13 protein-coding genes and 1 other RNA gene are annotated in these 21,043 nt (G+C 61.0%); 5 read left to right on the forward strand and 9 right to left on the reverse strand.

All coding sequences use genetic code 11. The features are described from left to right. Positions 1-27: 27 nt before the first annotated feature. The 7 genes from ACTJKS_RS11810 to ACTJKS_RS11840 form a co-directional block, all read right to left on the reverse strand. Entirely contained in the window at positions 28-1,977 is a 1,950-nt protein-coding gene (locus ACTJKS_RS11810; RefSeq protein WP_108182172.1) for a hypothetical protein, read from the reverse strand. Between the two features lie 229 nt (positions 1,978-2,206). Next, positions 2,207-2,303: signal recognition particle sRNA small type (ffs, locus tag ACTJKS_RS11815), an RNA gene on the reverse strand. A gap of 147 nt (positions 2,304-2,450) precedes the next feature. Next, entirely contained in the window at positions 2,451-3,614 is a 1,164-nt protein-coding gene (locus ACTJKS_RS11820) for a zinc-binding metallopeptidase family protein (protein ID WP_108182171.1), read from the reverse strand. Positions 3,615-3,785: 171 nt separating this feature from the next. Beyond that, positions 3,786-6,143 (reverse strand): NAD-dependent DNA ligase LigA, encoded by a 2,358-nt coding sequence (gene ligA / locus ACTJKS_RS11825; RefSeq protein ID WP_108182170.1) that lies wholly within the window; start codon positions 6,141-6,143, stop codon positions 3,786-3,788. A 147-nt stretch (positions 6,144-6,290) separates the two neighbouring features. Further along, complete coding sequence (zipA, locus tag ACTJKS_RS11830) at positions 6,291-7,154, reverse strand: cell division protein ZipA (protein ID WP_047293036.1); 864 nt, start codon at positions 7,152-7,154, stop codon at positions 6,291-6,293. 259 nt (positions 7,155-7,413) lie between these two features. Next, a complete protein-coding gene (gene smc / locus ACTJKS_RS11835) occupies positions 7,414-10,902 on the reverse strand; it encodes a chromosome segregation protein SMC (protein ID WP_108182169.1) in 3,489 nt (1,162 codons plus the stop codon). 2 nt (positions 10,903-10,904) lie between these two features. Further along, positions 10,905-11,564 carry a GntR family transcriptional regulator gene (locus ACTJKS_RS11840; protein WP_262949062.1) on the reverse strand — a complete coding sequence of 220 codons (660 nt, stop codon included), beginning with the start codon at positions 11,562-11,564 and terminating at the stop codon, positions 10,905-10,907. Between the two features lie 267 nt (positions 11,565-11,831). On the opposite strand from ACTJKS_RS11840, the gene xdhA reads away from it, so the two are divergent. From xdhA to guaD, 4 genes are all read left to right on the forward strand, one after another. After that, a complete protein-coding gene (gene xdhA / locus ACTJKS_RS11845) occupies positions 11,832-13,286 on the forward strand; it encodes a xanthine dehydrogenase small subunit (RefSeq protein ID WP_108182168.1) in 1,455 nt (484 codons plus the stop codon). Further along, positions 13,279-15,678 carry a xanthine dehydrogenase molybdopterin binding subunit gene (gene xdhB, locus ACTJKS_RS11850; protein ID WP_108182167.1) on the forward strand — a complete coding sequence of 800 codons (2,400 nt, stop codon included), beginning with the start codon at positions 13,279-13,281 and terminating at the stop codon, positions 15,676-15,678. The genes xdhA and xdhB overlap by 8 nt, the downstream gene beginning before the upstream one ends. Before the next feature lie 143 nt (positions 15,679-15,821). Then, on the forward strand, positions 15,822-16,679 hold the full coding sequence (xdhC, locus tag ACTJKS_RS11855; RefSeq protein ID WP_108182166.1) for a xanthine dehydrogenase accessory protein XdhC: 858 nt from the start codon (positions 15,822-15,824) through the stop codon (positions 16,677-16,679). 13 nt (positions 16,680-16,692) lie between these two features. Continuing rightward, a complete protein-coding gene (gene guaD / locus ACTJKS_RS11860; protein ID WP_108182165.1) occupies positions 16,693-17,997 on the forward strand; it encodes a guanine deaminase in 1,305 nt (434 codons plus the stop codon). A 182-nt stretch (positions 17,998-18,179) separates the two neighbouring features. On the opposite strand, the gene ACTJKS_RS11865 is transcribed toward guaD, so the two are convergent. Further along, complete coding sequence (locus ACTJKS_RS11865) at positions 18,180-18,944, reverse strand: GntR family transcriptional regulator (RefSeq protein ID WP_007961054.1); 765 nt, start codon at positions 18,942-18,944, stop codon at positions 18,180-18,182. 355 nt (positions 18,945-19,299) lie between these two features. On the opposite strand from ACTJKS_RS11865, the gene ACTJKS_RS11870 reads away from it, so the two are divergent. Further along, on the forward strand, positions 19,300-20,490 hold the full coding sequence (locus ACTJKS_RS11870; RefSeq protein ID WP_041067769.1) for a benzoate/H(+) symporter BenE family transporter: 1,191 nt from the start codon (positions 19,300-19,302) through the stop codon (positions 20,488-20,490). A 128-nt stretch (positions 20,491-20,618) separates the two neighbouring features. Here the strand turns inward: ACTJKS_RS11870 and ACTJKS_RS11875 are convergent, their stop codons facing one another. Further along, the gene (locus tag ACTJKS_RS11875) at positions 20,619-20,963 is read right to left on the reverse strand and encodes a YggL family protein (RefSeq protein ID WP_003223308.1); all 345 of its coding nucleotides are present in this window, start codon (positions 20,961-20,963) and stop codon (positions 20,619-20,621) included. Positions 20,964-21,043: the final 80 nt, after the last annotated feature.

Here is a 21,043-nt window from a genome sequence, read left to right on the forward strand (position 1 = left end):
GGGAGGAAATTTCCCACAGAGAATTATTCAGTAACCGTGCGACTCACGGAATTTCTGGTAGTCGTGAAACTCGATCCACTCGACCACATCGTACGGCAGGTAAAGCTGCTGGCGGGCGCGGGAGATGGCGATGTACACGGCGCAGATCCGCTGATCGAACGCGTAGGCGTCCTTGAACTGCACGTTGGTCAGCAGCTCGGGCGTCAGCAGAACGCGGTCGAACTCCATGCCGCCCGCCTCCTGGGCCTGCATCAACAAGCAGCTTTTGCCGGGGCTGCCGATCATCCGGTTGAGCCGGGTCAGGTCAGCCACCTTGAAGCCCTTCTCCAGCTCGGCCTCGACCCACAGAAACGCCTCGTCGTACTGGTTGGCCTCGCGCACCTGCTGCCACTTCGGCACGTCGCTGAAATAGCGATGCGGGCCCTTCTCGCTGTGTTCGGCACTGTAGAAGTCGACCCTGAACAGTTCGATGGCGGTGATCATGAAGTGTTCGAGGTCGCGCTGCGCTTTCATGTCGGCAAAGCTGAACGGGCAATTGGCATCGTGCAACTGCATCGCCCACTTCATGGTGTCCCAGAGTGACGCCGTCAGCACCACACAACCTTGCGGCGGGACAAAGCCCTGTGGATAAAACTCGATGCCGACGTCCGCCTCACGCGCGCCTTCGAAGGGTATCTTGCTCTTTTCCGAGTGCCGGGAAATCAGCGGATTGACCAGACGCTCGACGTTGCGCCCCGAACGCACTGAATAAGTGATATCGCTCTGGCGCACTTCACGCTTTCTTTTCACCAGATCACGCTCGGCATGCTGGTACTCATCGCCCAGCGTGATCAGCACCTGCCGGCCGCGCTCGATAATCTGCAGCAGCGACGCAGGAATGTCCTGGCTCTCGTCGATCAGCACGTGGGTATACCGCGGCGGCACCACGCAGCCCGCGAGGCTTGCCCGCTTGATCAGTAACAAGGCTTCGAAGCCGCTCTGCCGGCCCCACGCCGGGTTGGCCTCGAGATAAGTCCAGACGCGGCTCGAATACTCCAGCAACACCTTGGACTCAAGGCTGGACAAGGACAGCTTGAAATACGGCAGATGATGCGCCGACAGGCTGTAGTCCCGGGATTGGCAATAGCGCTCGAGGGTTTCCAGACAGACGCTCAGGGTGCGTTGCGCATCGTGCTCGCGAAAGCCCAGGATGTTCAGCGCCTGCGCCAGACTCTGTTTGCTCGCGACTCGGCCAGCGGCGCTTGCCGGCTGTGGCTTGCGCCCATAAATCAGCCCGCGCGCGAACGCCTCAAAGGTGATGCCGGGCTTGCGCTCACTGGCAACACCCATGCGCTGACACAGGGTCGCGAGTTTTTCCGGTGTGCGTGCCAGCAGCAGGGTTTTCCCGGGACCCAGACACTCGGTCAAGGCGCCGATCAGATGACTCTTGCCGATCCCGGCGTAGCCTTGGACGTGCAGGTCTTCATCGAGGTTGGCGCGGAAGGTTCTGACCAGTTTGTCTTGCGCGGCGCTGAGCCAGCGCTCGCGGTGTGCCGGGCTGATCATCTGCTGGCTGAACGGATTGTTGGCCGCGTGGTGGCGCGTTTTGAACTCGTCATCCCACTTGCCATCGGGCAGCAGGTAATCCTGCGCCGACACCTCGTCAGCCAACAGCAAACGCAGATTCAATCCCCTGATGGCGTTCAGGCCGAAATACAGCTGACGCGGATCGAACAGGCGTTGCGCCTCGGACAGCAGCCCTGTCCGGCCATCGACCGCCCACGCAATCAGCCGCGCCAACACCTTCTCCGCCGCAGCGGCAGTGAGATCCTTTTCGGTGGCCTGGGCCAGATTCTGGATGACCAGGACGGCGGCGAGCTGCGCATCTGTCAGCGTGTCGAGGATTGTCACGCCATCGGACTGCAACAGGCTCGCGCAGGTCTCGTCCGTCACGGGCAAATAAACGGCGGTGGATAAATCGTGATGTTCCGGGTGCATACAACCTCGTAGCCAGGACGCGAACTTGTCAACGGCGCGCGCAGCAAGACGGTGGAGTATGCCACTGTTCAACCTTGGTGGCTGAACAGGCATCGGGGCGGCTGCCTTCGCGAGCAGGCTCGCTCCTACAGGGGCTGGCGTGATAGCTCAAATCGCGGGCATAAAAAAACCGCAGTGGGCGAAACCCATGCAGTTCTGTTGAAGCGTTCTTTGTTCGTTAAGGTGGTAACCCCACCAGCCACACCCCGGCACACAATGTTCCCGCTGTGGCTGCTTCCTTCCGGATCTGACCAGGTTCACGGGTAATCGTTGCGGGGGGACCGATGGGGTCACCATAACGACACTCACCTGTCGGCGAGCCGCGCCATTGTACCTATCTGAGATGAAGTTACAACCGTTGGTTTCAGATAAAAAATATGAACGGGTTCAAGGACATGCGCTGCGCCTGAAAAGATCGCAGCCTGCGGCAGCTCCTACAGGGTCAGCACCTCGTCCGCTTTGCCGCCTGCCTGCTGGATCACCAGATGAATGAAGTGCAGCTTGGCAATCGCCGCCGCCGGCAGCACGAACGGGTAGAAATCCGGCTGGCCCATGCTGCGTGACAGCTCGTTGAGCATGCCCGCCAGTTCGATCCACGCATTGACGAACGACAGGAACGCCGCGCCGCCGGGATGCTCCGGGTCATACAGCGTGCTCGGTGGAAACGGCTGATAGTCGAAGTCCATTTCCCGCGCACTCATGCCGAAACCCAGTGCAGTGTCCACCGCGTCCATCATGTGCAGGTAATGCGCCCAGGTCTCGGCCCAGTCTTCCCACGGGTGCATGGTCGCGTAGGCGCTGACGTAGTGTTGCGGCCAGTCCAGCGGTGCGCCTTGCTGGTAGTGACGGTCGAGCGCTTCGGCGTAACTGGCGCGCTCGTCGCCGAACAGCTTGCGGAAAGGTTCAAGCCACGGGCCGTTGGCGATCAGACGATCCCAATAATAATGCCCGACCTCATGCCGGAAATGCCCGAGCAGCGTGCGATAGGGTTCATGCATCGCCGCCCGCACCTGCTCGCGATGGGCGTCGTCGGCTTCTTTGATGTCGAGGGTGATCAGGCCGTTGGCGTGGCCGGTCATTGGCGCGTTGCCTTCGAGGTCGACGCCGATGAAATCAAAGGCCAGGCCGCGCTCTTCATCCACGGTTTTCGGGATGACCGGCAGCCCGAGGGTGATCAGTTGCGCCACCAGCCGGCGTTTGGCGATTTCGACTTTGCGCCAGCGCTCAGGGTTTTCCGGCACCGAGAGGTCGGGGATGGTGCGATTGAGGCTGCAGGCGACGCACAGGCTGTCGCGGCCGTTATCCGGCAGCAGCCAATTGCAGGCGGCGGGGGTGTCGAGATTGGCGCAGCGACGAAACAATCCGGCGTCAGGATCGGCATCGAGTGTCCAACTGCCGTCCTGTGGCCCCGGTTGCAGCGAGGTCAGGCGACTTGCTTCAGGCTGATAGCCGAGCATGGCGCTGCAAGCCAGGCACTGGCTGTTGCGAAAGAACAGCGACTGGCCGCAGCGGCACGGCCAGATTTTGCTGTTGCGTGAAGATTCGCCCATGAACGGCGCGACGATGCGAGAACTGAGCTGCTCGAAAAAGCGGTACATGGCGATCTCTCCCTGGGGCTTGCCAAGACTAGATCATCCTCGTGCGCTGATCGTTCCCACGCTTTGTGTGGGGAAAAGCAAAAGATCGCAGCCTTCGGCAGCTCCTACAGGGGGTCAATGTGGCAAGACACTAATTCTGTAGGAGCTGCCGCAGGCTGCGATCTTTTGTTCTTAAACGGACAGGCCGTGTCCCTTCAGGAAAGCGATAAACGCCTCTTCGTCCATCACCTTCACGCCCAGCTCATTGGCCCTGGTCAGTTTCGAGCCGGCACCGGGCCCTGCGACCACGCAATGAGTTTTCGCCGATACCGAGCCGGCGACCTTGGCGCCGAGGCTTTCCAGGTGTTCCTTGGCCACATCGCGGCTCATCAGCTCGACCTTGCCGGTCAACACCCAGGTTTCGCCGGACAGCGGCAAGCCTTCGACGACTTTCTTCTCGCTCAGCCAGTGCATGCCGAAATCACGCAGTTGTTGCTCCGCCGCTTCGGCAATCTGCCGGTGCTCGGCCACAGCAAAAAAATCGCGCACCGAATTGGCCTGCTTCTCCGGCAGCGCCTGGCGCATGTCCAGCCAGTCGGCATTCATCACCGCGTCCAGCGAACCGAACTTGTCTGCCAGTTTCTGCGCGCCGCCCGGGCCGACAAAGGGAATGTGCAGTTTGTCGAGCAGACCGCCGAGGGTGGTGCTGGCGGCAAATTCGGCGCCCAGATCGCCCTGATCCTGAATTTGCAGGCCATGCCCCAGCAACTCGCTGATCACCTGCTGGTTGTGCGCATCTTCAAAGAAGCTGTGAATCTCGTACGCCACTTCCAGACCGATGTCCGGCAGGTAGGTCAGCACCTGTGGCAGCGCCTGTTGCACGCGCTCCAGCGAACCCAGCGAGCGCGCCAGGACTTTGGCCGTCTCTTCGCCGACATCGGGAATGCCAAGGGCGTAGATGAAACGCGCCAGCCCCGGCTGCTTGCTGTCTTCAATCGCCGCCAGCAGCTTGTTGCTGGAGACTTCAGCGAAGCCTTCCAGATCAACAATGTCGTCGAACTTCAGCGCATACAGATCGGCCGGCGAATTGACCAGACCTTCGTCGACCAGTTGCTCGACGCTCTTGTCGCCAAGGCCTTCGATGTCCATCGCCCGACGCGAGACAAAGTGAATGATCGCCTGCTTCAGTTGCGCACCACAGGCCAGACGGCCAACGCAGCGGTACACCGCACCTTCGCTGATGGTTTCCTTGCCTTTGCTGCGCTTGACCAGTTGCGTGCGTTCGACATGGGAGCCACAGACCGGGCAGCTCTCTGGAATCGCTACAGGACGCGCATTCTCGGGGCGACGCTCGGTGACCACTTGCACCACCTGCGGGATCACGTCTCCGGCGCGGCGGATGATCACGGTGTCGCCAATCATCAGGCCCAGGCGCGCCACTTCATCCATGTTGTGCAAGGTGGCGTTGGCCACGGTGACGCCCGCCACCTTGACCGGTTTCAGCCGCGCCACCGGGGTGACCGCGCCGGTACGGCCGACCTGAAATTCCACGTCGAGCAGCTCGGTGAGCTCTTCCATGGCCGGGAATTTGTGCGCAATCGCCCAGCGCGGTTCGCGGGCACGGAAGCCCAGCTCGCGCTGATCGGCGATGCTGTTGACCTTGAACACCACACCGTCGATTTCGTAGGCCAGCGCGTTACGCCGTTCGCCGATGTCGCGGTAGTAATCCAGGCACTCGCCGATGCCTTTGGCCAGTTTCAGCTCGTGGCTGATCGGCAGGCCCCATTTCTGCAACTGCTTGAGGTTGCCGATGTGGGTGTCGGAAATATCGTGGGAGACTTGGCCGATACCGTAGCAGCAGAATTCCAGCGGGCGGTTGGCGGTGATCTTCGAATCCAGCTGGCGCAGGCTGCCGGCCGCAGCGTTGCGCGGGTTGGCGAAGGTCTTGCCGCCGACTTCCAGTTGCGAGGCGTTGAGGCGCTCGAAACCGGCCTTGGACATGAACACTTCACCACGCACTTCGAGGGTCGCCGGCCAGCCGTCGCCATGCAGCTTCAACGGAATGTTGCGCACCGTGCGCACGTTGACGCTGATGTCTTCACCGGTGGTGCCATCGCCACGGGTAGCGCCGCGTACCAGCACACCGTCCTGATACAGCAGGCTGACCGCCAGGCCATCGAGTTTCGGCTCGCAGCTGTATTCCACTGCCGCGCCGCCACCGAACAGATCACCGGCCGGCAGATCCAGACCTTCGGTCACCCGGCGGTCGAACTCGCGCATGTCGGTTTCTTCGAAAGCGTTGCCGAGGCTGAGCATCGGCACTTCGTGACGCACTTGGGTGAAGGCAGTCAACGCCACGCTGCCGACACGCTGGGTCGGCGAGTCGCTGGTGATCAGTTCGGGATTGGCCGCCTCCAGCGCCTTGAGCTCGTGGAACAACCGGTCGTACTCGGCGTCCGGAATGCTCGGCTCGTCGAGGACGTGGTACCGGTAGTTGTGCTGATCGAGTTCAGCGCGCAGCTCTAGAATGCGGTTTTTGGCGGCAGTCATGGGTGTTCTCTCATAAAGCAAAAGAGCAGCCGAGGCTGCTCCAGTTTCATCATTCAAAGATCGCAGCCTCGTTGCACTCGACAGCTCCTACAGGGATCGCGTTCCTCTGTAGGAGCTGCCGAAGGCTGCGATCTTTTGATCTCGGCCTTAGCGCTTCTGGGTCAGGGCGCGGCGTTCGAATTCGACGATGCGCTGACGGTAGTGCTCGATGGTCTGTGCGGTCAGCACACTGCGCTGGTCGTCTTTCAGCTCGCCGTTCAACTCCTGGGACAGCTTGCGCGCTGCCGCCACCATCACGTCGAAGGCCTGCTTCGGATGACGCGGGCCTGGCAGACCGAGGAAGAAGCTCACCGCCGGGGTGCTGAAATGGTCGATGTCGTCCAGATCGAAGATGCCCGGCTTGACCGCGTTGGCCATGGAGAACAGCACTTCACCGTTGCCGGCCATGCTTTCGTGGCGGTGGAAAATATCCATCTCGCCAAAACGCAGACCGCTTTCGAGAATGTTCTGCAGCAAGGCCGGGCCTTTGAAGCCGGCGGCGTCACGGCAGATCACGCTGATCACCAGGACTTCTTCGGCTTGCGGCTGATCCTTGTCGGCCACGGCCGGCGCCGGCTTGCTGTCTTCGACGAAGTCATCATCACGGCTGCTGAAGCTCGGGCCGCCGTCCAGATCCAGGTCGAGGTTCAGGTCGCCCTGGGCCGGACCATTGCTGCCGCGCTTGCCACGCTTGGAGCCGGATTCGCGAGGCTCGCGTGCTTCGCGGGCCGGCATGCTCACCGACGGCAGATCGTGTTCGTCCAGTTGCGGCTCTTTATGCGTATCCAGCACGCGGGCCGGGCCCAACAGCTCAGCGCTGGTGTCCTCGTCCGGCAGGTTGGACAGACTTCGGTCAAGACGGAATTTCAGTTTTCCCTTGCCGCCGCGCATACGGCGCCAGCCATCGAAAAGAATACCGGCTATCACAATGATGCCGATGACGATCAGCCACTCGCGCAGACCGATTTCCATGTAATCCCGTGCCTCTATAAAAAATGCTGAAAAATAAGGGGTTTACATTGTGCAAACCGCTTTAAAACGTGGCGCCAACTCTATGTTCTGACAGGCGTTTTGCCCACGTATACGAAAAATTGACATTAAACTAGCACGACCAAAGACAACTTTACACCGTCTGTCACGTTGGCTTGCGCGAATATGTCGATTGGCCAGCAAGTCGAAGTCGGTAAAAAAGTCCTACAGACTACTTATACCCTTCCGACACCACGCTGACTCAGGCGTCCACCATCGCCATTGCCTCCTCGACATCCACTGCAACCAGTCGCGAACAACCCGGCTCGTGCATCGTCACGCCCATCAGTTGATCGGCCATTTCCATGGCGATTTTGTTGTGGGTGATATAGATGAACTGCACAGTCTGCGACATCTCTTTAACCAATCGTGCGTAGCGTCCAACGTTAGCGTCATCCAGTGGCGCGTCAACTTCATCGAGCATGCAGAACGGCGCCGGATTCAATTTGAAGATCGCAAAAACCAGTGCCAGTGCGGTCAGGGCTTTTTCCCCGCCAGAGAGCAAATGGATGGTGCTGTTCTTCTTTCCTGGCGGCCGCGCCATGATCGTCACCCCTGTATCGAGTAGATCTTCGCCCGTCAGTTCCAAATACGCGCTGCCGCCACCGAAAACTTTCGGGAAAAGCGCCTGTAAACCGCCATTGATCTGATCAAAGGTATCTTTGAAGCGGTTACGGGTTTCCTTGTCGATCTTGCGAATGACGTTTTCCAGGGTCTCCAATGCTTCGACCAGATCGGCGTCCTGCGCATCCAGATAACGTTTACGCTCGGATTGTTGGGTGTATTCGTCGATGGCCGCGAGGTTGATCGCGCCCAGGCGCTGAATCCGCGCATTGATCCGTTCGAGTTCTTCTTCGGCTGCGCGTTCACTGGCCTCAGGCGTCAAGGTCGCGAGCACGCCATTGAGATCGTAGCCGTCTTCGAGCAATTGATCCTGCAACGCCTTGCGCCGCACGGTCAGTGCTTGCCATTCCATGCGCTGCTGTTCGAGCTGGCCACGGATCAATTGCGATTGCTGCTCGGCCTGGGTCCGGCGCTTTTCCGCCTCGCGCAGTTCGCGGTCGGCGTCTTCCAGCGCGATCTGCGCGGTCTTCAGCTCCTCGTCGACGGTCATGCGCTTGTCGAGCAGTTCTTCGAGTTTCAGGCGCAGCTCTTCCAGCGGTGCCTCGCCCTCCTCCAGATTCAGACTCAACTGCTCACGCTTTTCGGTCAGGCGCTCGGCCTGCATCTCCAGACGTTCCAACGCCTGACGCGTGGAATCGTGCTGCGCACGCAGCGAACCGAGACGCACCGCCAGTTGATGGGCGTGATCCTTGTGCTGCCGGGCTTCCTGACGCACGCGATCAAGGCGTTCGCGCAGGCTGTCACGCTGGGCCAGCAGCAACTCGCGCTGCTCGGTGTCCAGCGCCATGGCATCGAGCGCTTCCTGCAATTGCATGCGCGCTTCGCCGACCTGTTCGTGCTCAAGCTCGCGCTGCTCGGCGAGCTCGATCAGCTCTTCGTCAAGCCGCGTGCGGCGCAGCGTCAGTTGTTCAGCCTTGGCTTTACCGGCAGACAACTGGGCTTTCAATTCACCTTGGGAACGGGCTTCATCCTGCAGCAGGCGACGCAAATGTTCGCGGCCGTTTTCCTGCTGACGCTGTTGCGCACGCAAAGTCTGCAAGCGGGTTTCCATGGCTTCGACCGTGGCTTCGCGCTCTTCGCGCTCGGCCTGCAACGTCTCGATTTCCTGGCCACGGGCGAGCATGCCGCTCTCGGCTTCACTGGCGCGACGTACGCGCAGAAAGTGTCGGCCAACCCAGTAACCGTCGCGACTGATCAGGCTCTGCCCGGCACTCAACTGCCCGCGCAGGGCCAGCGCCTGTTCGAGGCTGTCGACCGGTTTGACCTGGCCGAGCCATGGCGACAGATCGATCTGCGCCTCGACTTTATCCAGCAAACTGCCCGCGACGCGCACGCCATCACTGGCGGGGCTGAGCAGGCGCAAATCCCCTTGGGTGAAACCGGACAGATCGAAACCGTTGAAGTCGTCCACCAGCACCGCTTGCAGATCGGCGCCGAGCACGGTTTCCACCGCCAGTTCCCAACCAGCCTCGACCTTCAAGCCTTCGGCCAGACGCGGCCGTTCGGCGAGGTTGTGTTCCTTCAGCCATTCGGCGGTGCCGGTGCCCGGGTCGAGCGCGGCTTGTTGCAAGGCTTCCAGCGAGGCCAGTCGTCCGTTGAGCCGCTGCAAATCGCCCTGCGCCTGTTGCTGCGCGGTCAGTGCCTGCTGCAATTCCTGACGCAGTTGTTCAAGTTTTTCGACCTGCGCTTCTTCGCTGGTCTGCAAATCTTCGAGGGTCGCTTCGGATTCGGCGAGCTGCTCGTTGAGTGCCATGATCGCCGCGTCTTCCGGGTCGGCGGAGAGCAAGTCGCGCTCCTCGGCGAGACGCTTTTGCCGATCGGCCAGCCGTTCCATGCTGGTTTCCAGTTGCTGGATCCGCGACTGCTGCACTTCGGCCTGACGCCGGGGTTCGGCGGCGGTCAGGTTGAAGGTGTCCCACTGCTCCTGCCAGCCGTGCATGACGCTTTCGGAATCTTCAAGCGCGGCGGCGGCTTCTTCGGCGGCGGCGCTGGTGACTTCCTGCTCGGGGATGAGCATGTCCAGCTCTTCGCCGAGGGTCAGCAGCAACGTGCGGTCGTGGCCCAGGTGCGATTCGGTTTCCAGACGCGCGCGCTCGGCTTCTTTCAGATCGTCCTGCAACTGACGCAAGCGCTGCTGGCCGTGCTGGATGCTCTGCTCGACCCGGGCGATGTCGCCGCCGACCGAATAGAAGCGTCCCTGCACCAGATTGAAGCGTTCGGACAGTTCATGGTGCCCGTCGCGCAGGCGCTCGATGGCGGCATCGGCATTGCGCTGCTCGGCGACCAGCGCTTCGAAACTGACTTCCTGGTTGCCGATGATCGATTCGCGCTGGCCGACCTGATCATTCAGATCCTGCCAGCGCAGGGCCGACAGTTGCGCCTTGAGCTGGCGCTCTTCGGCTTTGTATTCCTGATACTTCTTGGCGGACTCGGCCTGCCGGTGCAGGCGTTCGAGCTGGCGCTCCAGCTCTTCACGCAGGTCAGTCAGACGCGCCAGGTTTTCGTGGGTGCGGCGGATGCGGTTTTCGGTTTCGCGCCGACGCTCCTTGTACTTGGAGATGCCCGCCGCTTCTTCGATGAAGTTACGCAGGTCTTCCGGCTTGGCTTCGATCAGCTTGGAGATCATCCCCTGCTCGATGATCGAGTAGCTGCGCGGGCCGAGGCCGGTGCCGAGGAAGATGTCGGTGATGTCGCGACGGCGGCATTTGGCGCCGTTGAGGAAATAGCTGTTCTGGCTGTCGCGGGTGACCTTGCGGCGAATGGAAATCTCGGCGTACGCCGCGTATTCGCCGACCAGGGTGCCGTCGGAGTTGTCGAACACCAGTTCGATGCTCGCCTGACTCACCGGTTTGCGGCTGGTCGAGCCATTGAAGATGACGTCGGTCATCGACTCGCCACGCAGGTTCTTCGCCGAACTCTCGCCCATCACCCAGCGTACGGCGTCGATGATGTTCGACTTGCCGCAACCGTTCGGCCCGACGACTGCCGCCATGTTACTGGGGAAGTTCACCGTGGTCGGGTCGACGAAGGACTTGAACCCCGCCAGTTTGATGCACTTTAGCCGCACGCTCAGGCAACCGTCAGGGCGGAGACCACCAGATCGCTGCTGCGCTGGGCATAAGCCGTCAGCACGATGCGAATCTGCGGCAAATTACGGGCGAGCACAGCGGCCAGCAGGCGTTCGAACAGTTCGAGGAACTCGCTCATTTCGGCCTTGCGCTGTTCGAGGGCGAGGAAGTAGGCGCGACTCATGGCCGGCTGCAGATTCTCGACGGTCTCTTGCAGGTACGGGTTGTTGGCAAACGGGTACGCCGCGCGCATCACGGCGAAGCTGTCGTCGACGAAGGTGCGGATGTCCTGACGCTCGTAGCTGGCGGTCAGGCGCTGCTGGATCTGCACGAACGGCGCCATGTCGGCCTGGGTCTGCCAGCCGTTGGCAACCGCATTGCCGAGCAGGATGTACAGCTCGCTCATCAGCGTGCACAGGCTCTGCACCTTGTGCGCGGTGAGTTCGGTGACATGGGCGCCACGTCGCGGCAGGATCGCGATCAGGTGGCGGCGTTCGAGGATCAGCAAGGCTTCGCGGACCGATCCGCGGCTGACATTGAGGGCCAGCGTGACCTTCTGTTCCTGAATGCGCTCTCCCGGCTTCATTTCGCCGCGAATGATGCGTTCGGCGAGGTGGTGAGCGATTTGCTCGGCGAGGCTGTCCGGCGCCTTGAACGTCATGGTTGTCCTTCAAACTCTTCGATCTGCACAAGCGGCGCAGTGTAGCGCAAATGCACGTGCATGGCGGAGTGCCCGCACGGCGCTTTTTGGCACGATTCAAGCAAAAAAGCAGTGGTTCCGCTCAGGGTCAATACTCAATAGAGCACGCGTTAATCGACAAAACCGATTTTCCTGACCTTTAAGTCAGAAAACCATTGACCGAAAAGTCAGACCTGCTAAATTCGGCTCACGTCGGTTAACAACAATAATGAGTCTGCGAGGCCTTCCGTGATCCAGTTTTTACTTAACCAGGAACTCCGTAGCGAGCACGCCCTGGACCCGAATCTGACCGTGCTCAATTACCTGCGTGAGCATGTAGGTAAATCCGGCACCAAAGAAGGCTGCGCCAGCGGCGACTGCGGCGCCTGCACGGTGGTGGTCGGCGAGTTGCAAACCGATGACGCCGGCCGCGAATACATTCGCTATCGCAGCCTCAACTCGTGCCTGACCTTTGTGTCGTCGCTGCATGGCAAACAACTGATCAGCGTCGAAGACCTCAAGCACCAGGGCGAACTGCACAGCGTGCAGAAAGCCATGGTCGAGTGCCACGGCTCGCAGTGCGGCTTCTGCACCCCCGGTTTCGTCATGTCGCTGTTCGCCCTGCAAAAGAACAGCGATGCACCGGATCAGGCCAAGGCGCACGAAGCGCTGGCCGGCAATCTCTGCCGCTGCACCGGCTACCGGCCGATCCTCGCCGCCGCCGAGCAATCGTGCTGTGGCAAGCAACCGGACCAGTTCGACGCCCGCGAAGCCGAGACCATCGCCCGCCTCAAAGCCATCGCCCCGACCGATATCGGTGAACTCAACAGTGGCGACAAGCGCTGCCTGGTGCCGCTGACCGTCGCCGATCTGGCCGATCTGTATGACGCTTACCCACAAGCGCGACTGCTGGCCGGCGGCACCGATCTGGCGCTGGAAGTCACCCAGTTTCACCGCACCCTGCCGGTGATGATCTACGTCGGCAACGTCGCCGAAATGAAGCGCATCGAAAGCTTCGATGACCGCCTCGAAATCGGCGCCGCCACCGCCCTCTCCGATTGCTACGAAGCGCTGACTGCCGAATATCCGGACTTTGGCGAACTGCTGCACCGCTTCGCCTCGCTGCAGATCCGCAACCAGGGCACCCTCGGCGGCAACATCGGCAACGCCTCGCCGATCGGTGACTCGCCACCGCTGCTGATCGCCCTCGGCGCGCAGGTGGTGCTGTGCAAAGGTGAAACCCGGCGCACGCTGAACCTAGAAGATTACTTCATCGACTACAAGGTCACCGCCCGTCAGGAAAGCGAGTTCATCGAGAAGATCATCGTCCCGCGCGCCACGGCCGAGCAGCGTTTCCGCGCCTACAAGGTCTCCAAGCGTCTGGACGATGACATTTCCGCCGTCTGCGCCGCCTTCAATCTGCGCGTCGAAAACGGCGTGATCACTGACGCACGCGTGGCGTTCGGCGGCATGGCCGCGATCCCCAAACGCGCCGCGCATTGCGAAGCCGTGCTGCTCGGCCAGCCGTTCAACAACGCTGTGATCGAACGCGCCTGCGCCGCACTGGCCGAAGACTTCACGCCGCTCTCGGACTTCCGCGCCAGCAAGGAATATCGCCTGCTCAGCGCGCAGAACCTGCTGCGCAAATACTTCATCGAACTGCAAACACCGCACATCGAGACTCGGGTGACCGCTTATGTCTAACCATCACGCCGTAGAGAAGACTCAAGCCGAACTGGCGGAACTGTTCGCCAGGGACCTGACCACCGGCGTCGGCCGCAGCGTCAAGCACGACAGCGCCGCCAAGCATGTGTCCGGTGAAGCGCAGTACATCGATGATCGCCTGGAATTCCCCAATCAACTGCACGTTTACGCACGGCTGTCGGACCGCGCCCACGCGAAAATCCTCCGCATCGACACCAGCCCCTGCTACGCCTTCGAAGGCGTGCGCATTGCGATCACCCACGAAGACGTGCCGGGCCTGAAAGACATCGGTCCGCTGCTGCCGGGCGATCCGCTGCTGGCGATCGATGACGTGCAGTTCGTCGGGCAACCGGTACTGGCCGTGGCGGCGAAAGACCTGGAAACCGCACGCAAAGCGGCCATGGCGGCGATCATCGAATACGAAGATCTCGAACCGGTGCTCGACGTGGTCGAAGCCCTGCGCAAACGTCACTTCGTGCTCGACAGCCACACCCATCAGCGCGGCGATTCGGCCTCGGCATTGGCCACCGCCGAACACCGCATTCAAGGCACGCTGCACATCGGCGGCCAGGAACACTTTTATCTGGAAACCCAGATCTCCTCGGTCATGCCCACCGAAGACGGCGGCATGATCGTCTACTGCTCGACGCAGAACCCCACCGAAGTGCAGAAGCTGGTGGCCGAAGTGCTCGACGTGTCGATGAACAAGATCGTCGTCGACATGCGCCGCATGGGCGGTGGTTTTGGCGGCAAGGAAACCCAGGCCGCGAGCCCGGCGTGCCTGTGCGCGGTGATCGCGCACCTCACCGGCCAGCCGACCAAGATGCGCCTGCCACGGGTCGAAGACATGCTGATGACCGGCAAGCGCCACCCGTTCTATGTCGAGTACGACGTTGGCTTCGACAGCAGCGGGCGCCTGCACGGCATCGCCATGGACCTGGCCGGCAACTGCGGCTGTTCGCCGGACCTGTCCGCCTCGATCGTTGACCGGGCGATGTTCCACTCGGACAACTCTTATTACCTCGGCGACGCGACCATCAACGGTCACCGCTGCAAGACCAACACCGCGTCGAACACTGCTTACCGTGGTTTCGGCGGCCCGCAAGGGATGGTCGCCATCGAAGAAGTGATGGACGCGATTGCCCGTCATCTCAACCTCGATCCGCTGGCGGTGCGCAAGGCTAACTACTACGGCAAGACCGAGCGCAACGTCACCCACTACTACCAGACCGTCGAGCACAACATGCTCGAAGAGATGACCGCCGAGCTGGAAGAAAGCAGCCAGTACGCCGAGCGCCGCGAAGCGATCCGCCGCTACAACGCCAACAGCCCGATCCTGAAAAAAGGCCTGGCGCTGACCCCGGTGAAATTCGGCATTTCCTTCACCGCCAGTTTCCTCAACCAGGCCGGTGCGCTGATCCACGTCTACACCGACGGCAGCATCCACTTGAACCACGGCGGCACGGAAATGGGCCAGGGCCTCAACACCAAAGTCGCGCAGGTGGTGGCCGAAGTGTTCCAGGTGGAAATGGATCGGGTGCAGATCACCGCGACCAACACCGACAAAGTGCCGAATACCTCGCCGACTGCGGCTTCCAGCGGTGCCGACCTCAACGGCAAGGCTGCGCAGAACGCCGCCGAGATCATCAAGCAGCGTCTGGTGGAATTCGCCGCGCGGCACTACAAGGTCAGCGAAGAAGACGTGGAATTCCACAACGGCCATGTGCGCGTGCGTGACCACATCATGACCTTCGAAGCGTTGATTCAACTGGCGTATTTCAATCAGGTCTCGCTGTCGAGCACCGGCTTCTACAAGACCCCGAAAATCTACTATGACCGCAGCCAGGCCCGTGGTCGGCCGTTCTACTACTTCGCCTTCGGTGCGGCGTGCTGCGAAGTGATCGTCGACACCCTGACCGGCGAGTACAAGATGCTGCGTACCGACATCCTCCACGACGTCGGTGCCTCGCTGAACCCGGCGATCGACATCGGTCAGGTCGAGGGTGGTTTCGTCCAGGGCATGGGCTGGCTGACCATGGAGGAGCTGGTCTGGAACAACAAGGGCAAGCTGATGACCAACGGCCCGGCCAGCTACAAGATCCCGGCCGTGGCGGACATGCCGCTGGACCTGCGGGTGAAGCTGGTGGAAAACCGCAAGAACCCGGAAGACACGGTGTTCCATTCCAAGGCTGTGGGTGAGCCGCCGTTCATGCTCGGGATTGCCGCGTGGTGCGCGATCAAGGACGCGGTGGCGAGCCTCGGTGACTATAAGCATCAGCCGCAGATCGACGCACCGGCGACCCCGGAGCGGGTGTTGTGGGGGTGTGAGCAGATGCGCCAGCTCAAGACGGTGAAAGCGGTCGAAGCTGAAACCGAGTTGGCTCCGCTCTAGACCGAGGCGCGGCCAATCGCTGGCAAGCCAGCTCCCACAGTGATCCGTGGTGATTTCAGGATTTGCGGTACACCACAAAACCTGTGGAAGCTGGCTTGCCAGCGATGCGGCCCGAACAGACAACGACAGATGTCGAGGTGAACATGTACAACTGGATCGACGCCCTCGCCGACCTGCAGAACCAGGGTGAACCCTGCGTTCTGGTGACGATCATCGAAGAACTCGGCTCGACCCCGCGCAACGCCGGCTCGAAGATGGTCGTCAGCGCGAAACAGACCTTTGACACCATCGGTGGCGGGCATCTGGAATACAAAGCCATGCAGATCGCCCGCGAGATGCTCGCCAGCGGCAAGCAGGACACCCATCTGGAGCGTTTCAGCCTGGGTGCCAGCCTCGGCCAGTGCTGCGGCGGCGCAACCGTGCTGCTGTTCGAACCGATGGGCCAGGTGCAGGCGCAGATCGCCGTGTTCGGCGCCGGGCATGTCGGCCGCGCGCTGGTGCCGCTGCTCGCCAGCCTGCCGTGCCGGGTACGCTGGATCGATTCGCGGGAAGAGGAATTCCCCGAACAGATCCCCCATGGCGTGCGTAAAATCGTCGCCGAAGAGCCTGTGGATGAAATCGATGACCTGCCCGCCGGCAGCTACTGCATCGTCATGACCCACAACCATCAGCTCGACCTGGAACTCACTGCCGCGATCCTCAAGCGCAACGACTTCGCTTACTTCGGCCTGATCGGTTCGAAGACCAAACGGGCCAAGTTCGAACATCGCCTGCGGGATCGCGGTTTCGACAGCGGCGTCGTGCAACGCATGCGCTGCCCGATGGGCATTGGCGAAGTCAAAGGCAAACTGCCTGTGGAAATCGCCATCTCCATCGCCGGCGAAATCATCGCCACCTATAACGCCAATTTCGGCCAGCACAGCGCCAGCGCCGAACCGATTGCCAAACTGCTGCCGGTTTCCCGGCGCAGTCAGGCCGCCACACTCAAAGCCTCAAACTGATTAGAGAACCCTCATGCCTCTGACTCGCAAAGCCTACCGCGCCGCCATCCTGCACAGCATCGCCGACCCCGCCGAGGTCGGGATCGAAGCCTCCTACGAATATTTCGAGGACGGCCTGCTGGTGGTCGATGGCGGCAAGATCAGTGCCCTCGGCCACGCCAGCGAATTGCTGCCGACCCTGCCGGCGGACATCGAGATCACCCACTATCAGGACGCGCTGATCACCCCGGGCTTCATCGACACCCACATCCACCTGCCGCAAACCGGTATGGTCGGGGCCTACGGCGAGCAACTGCTGGACTGGCTCAACACTTACACCTTCCCGTGCGAAAGCCAGTTCGGTGACAAGGCCCACGCCGACGACGTGGCCGATATCTTCATCAAGGAACTGCTGCGCAACGGCACCACCACTGCGCTGGTGTTCGGCAGCGTGCATCCGCAGTCGGTGAATTCGTTTTTCGAGGCCGCCGAGAAGCTCGACCTGCGGATGATCGCCGGCAAGGTGATGATGGACCGCAACGCGCCGGACTATCTGATCGACACCGCCGAATCCAGCTACGTCGAGAGCAAGGCGCTGATCGAGCGCTGGCACGGCAAGGGCCGCCTGCATTACGCGGTTACCCCGCGCTTCGCCCCGACCAGCACCCCGGAACAACTGACCCTCGCCGGCCAACTGCTGACCGAATACCCGGATCTGTACATGCAGACCCACATCAGCGAGAACCTCAAGGAAATCGAGTGGGTCAAGGAACTGTTCCCGGAGCGCAAGGGCTATCTGGACGTCTACGATCACTACCAGCTGCTCGGCGAGCGCTCGGTATTCGCCCACGGCGTGCACCTGTGCGACGACGAATGCGCGCGGCTGGCGGAAACCGGCTCGGCGATCTCGTTCTGCCCGACTTCGAACTTCTTCCTCGGCAGCGGCCTGTTCAACCTGCCGATGGCCGAGAAGCACAAACTGAACGTCGGTCTGGGCACTGACGTCGGCGGCGGTACCAGTTTCTCGCTGCTGCAAACCCTGAACGAAGCCTACAAAGTCATGCAATTGCAGGGTGCGCGGTTGAGTCCGTTCAAGTCGCTGTACCTGGCGACCCTGGGCGGTGCGCGGGCACTGCGCCTGGAAGACAAGATCGGCAACCTGCAACCGGGTTCTGATGCGGACTTCCTGGTACTCGACTACAACGCCACGCCGCTGCTGAGCTATCGCCTGAAACAGGCCAACAACATTGCCGAAACGTTGTTTGTGCTGATGACGCTCGGGGATGACCGCACGGTGCAGCAGACGTATGCGGCGGGGGCTTTGGTGCATCAGCGCTGAGTTTTTCCGAGGCATAAAAAATCCCCCAGCGCTTTTCAGCCTGGGGGATTTTTGTTGCCTGTCAGATTGCTATCGCTGGCAAGCCAGCTCCCACAGGTTTTCCGGTGTATCGCAGATTCGGTGAACACCACAAATCCCTGTGGGAGCTGGCTTGCCAGCGATTGGGGCGACTCGGTGTCAGCTCAAAGCTTGGCCGCCGGGCGCCCAGGCTTCTTGGTTTGCAACAGATGCGAGAACACCGCATGCAGGTCATCCGACGCACTTTCCTCATCGAGGTTGAGCTTGCTGTCGATGTGATCCATGTGGTGCATCATCAGGTCCACCGCCAGCTCACCGTTGCGCGCTTCGATGGCGTCGATCAACTGGGTGTGCTCGTCGTAGGAGCAATGCGAGCGGTTGCCGCTTTCGTACTGGGCGATGATCAGCGAGGTCTGCGAGACCAGGCTGCGCTGGAAGCTGATCAGTGGCGCGTTCTTCGCCGCTTCGGCCAGTTTCAGGTGGAATTCGCCGGACAGACGGATACCGGCACCACGATCGCCACGGGAGAAGCTGTCACGCTCGTCGTTGACCATCTGGCGCAGTTCGGCGATCTGCTCGGCGGTGGCGTGCTGCACGGCCAGTTCGGTGATCGCGCGCTCCACCAGACGGCGGGCCATGAACACCTGGCGCGCTTCTTCTACGCTCGGGCTGGCGACGACGGCGCCACGGTTCGGCCGCAACAGCACCACGCCTTCATGGGCCAGACGCGACAGCGCGCGGCGAATGATGGTGCGGCTGACCCCGAAGATTTCCCCCAGCGCTTCTTCGCTCAATTTTGTGCCGGGCGCCAGACGCTGTTCGAGGATGGCCTCGAAGATATGCGCGTAGACAATATCGTCCTGGGTTCCGCTGCGGCCGGCTTTGCCTGCTCGCGGTTGTTTCTTGAGGGGTTGCAACTGTTCGTTCATGGGCACTCGAGTCGGGAGAACTGCGGCGAATAGACCGTGACTGTAATACGGCACAGTAGGTCGCTGGCAAGTATCGCGTAAAAAACAGCGCGATTGTACACAATGGATGGTGGCAACACGACTGTATGGCTGTTTGTGACCACGGCTGTATTGCAACGATCCGTTACGATTGAGTTTAGGCTTGATCGCAGAATCCGCCTTTGCGCACACCTGCTCTTATGTAGGAGCTGCCGAAGGCTGCGATCTTTTGATCTTGCTTTCAAACATCAAAATCAAAAGATCGCAGCCTTCGGCAGCTCCTACACAGTTCAGCGTAATTGCGGGGATCTTCATCTGTATAAGGAACACCGCCGTCATGAACGACGCCACCTACACCCGCCTGCGCCCTCTCGCCGACACTTCGCCCTCAGCGATCGTTGCCGGGTTCATTGCAATGATGACCGGCTACACCAGTTCGCTGGTGCTGATGTTCCAGGCCGGGCAAGCGGCGGGCCTAAGCAGCGGACAGATTTCCTCGTGGATCTGGGCGATCTCGATCGGCATGGCGGTGTGTTCGATCGGCTTGTCGCTGCGCTATCGCACACCGATCACCATCGCCTGGTCGACCCCCGGTGCAGCCCTGCTGATCACCAGCCTGGGCGGTGTCAGCTACGGTGAGGCCATCGGCGCCTACATCACTTGCGCAGTACTGGTGACCATTTGTGGGCTGACCGGCAGCTTCGAACGCTTGGTGAAAAAAATCCCGGCATCGCTGGCGGCGGCGTTGCTGGCGGGGATTCTGTTCAAGATCGGCAGCGAAATCTTCGTCGCCGCACAACACCGTACCGGGCTGGTGCTGGGGATGTTTTTCACCTATCTGCTGGTCAAGCGCCTGTCGCCGCGTTACGCGGTGCTCGCTGCATTGCTGATCGGCACCGCGCTGTCGGGCTTCATGGGGCTGCTGGATTTCAGCGGCTTTCATCTGGAAGTGGCGACGCCGGTCTGGACCACGCCGCACTTCTCCCTCGCGGCGACCATCAGCATCGGCATTCCGCTGTTCGTGGTGGCGATGACCTCGCAGAACATGCCCGGCATCGCCGTGCTGCGCGCCGACGGCTACAACGTCCCGGCCTCGCCACTGATCACCACCACCGGCATCGCCTCGCTGTTGCTGGCGCCGTTCGGCTCCCACGGCATCAACCTCGCGGCGATCAGCGCAGCCATCTGCACCGGGCCGCACGCCCATGAAGATCGCAACAAACGCTACACCGCCGCGGTCTGGTGCGGGATTTTCTACGGGATTGCCGGGGTGTTCGGCGCGACATTGGCGGCGCTGTTTGCCGCGCTGCCGAAAGAACTGGTGCTGTCGATTGCCGCATTGGCGCTGTTCGGTTCAATCATCAACGGTTTGAGCATTGCCATGACCGAGGTGAAAGAACGCGAGGCGGCGCTGATCACGTTCATGGTCACGGCGTCGGGGTTGACGCTGTTTTCCATCGGTTCGGCGTTCTGGGGAATTGTTGCTGGAGTGCTGACCTTGCTGATACTCAACTGGCGTAAAGCTTAAAGCAAAAGATCGCAGCCTTCGGCAGCGCCTACAGGGAAACGCATATCCCGATGTAGGAGCTGCCGAAGGCTGCGATCTTTTGATCTTGCAAAAAAACGGCGACCCGAAGGTCGCCGTTTTTTTCAGTATCACTTGGCCGCGTTGATCGGCTTTTCCGGATACCAGACGTCCAGCAGCGGGCTGACGGTCATGCCGGTCAGTTCGCTACGGTTTTTCAGCCAGGCTTCAACGGCAGCGCGCTGCTCTTCGTTGACCGAGCCACGCTTCTGCAGGCAAACCAGACCGAAGTCATCGCCGCCAACATAACCCAGACCGTTGGCTTCCATGGCTTCTTTGATGAATGCTTCGAGGAAAGCGTCAATGGCTTCTTCGGACAAGTCTTCTTTGAAGTCCAGGTTCAGTTCGAAACCCAGCTCTTGGAATTCATCAACGCACAGTTTTTTGCGCAGACGCTGGGAACGGTTAGTCGCCATTGGAACAATCCTCTTAAGTAATAACGGCCGGCACTTTACCAGTTTAAGCGGTCAATTGCCCGACTCTCTGGGTACGGTGG

Origin of the sequence: Pseudomonas sp. 22189, assembly GCF_052045635.1 — a bacterium.
GTDB classification, from domain to species: Bacteria; Pseudomonadota; Gammaproteobacteria; order Pseudomonadales; family Pseudomonadaceae; genus Aquipseudomonas; species Aquipseudomonas parakoreensis.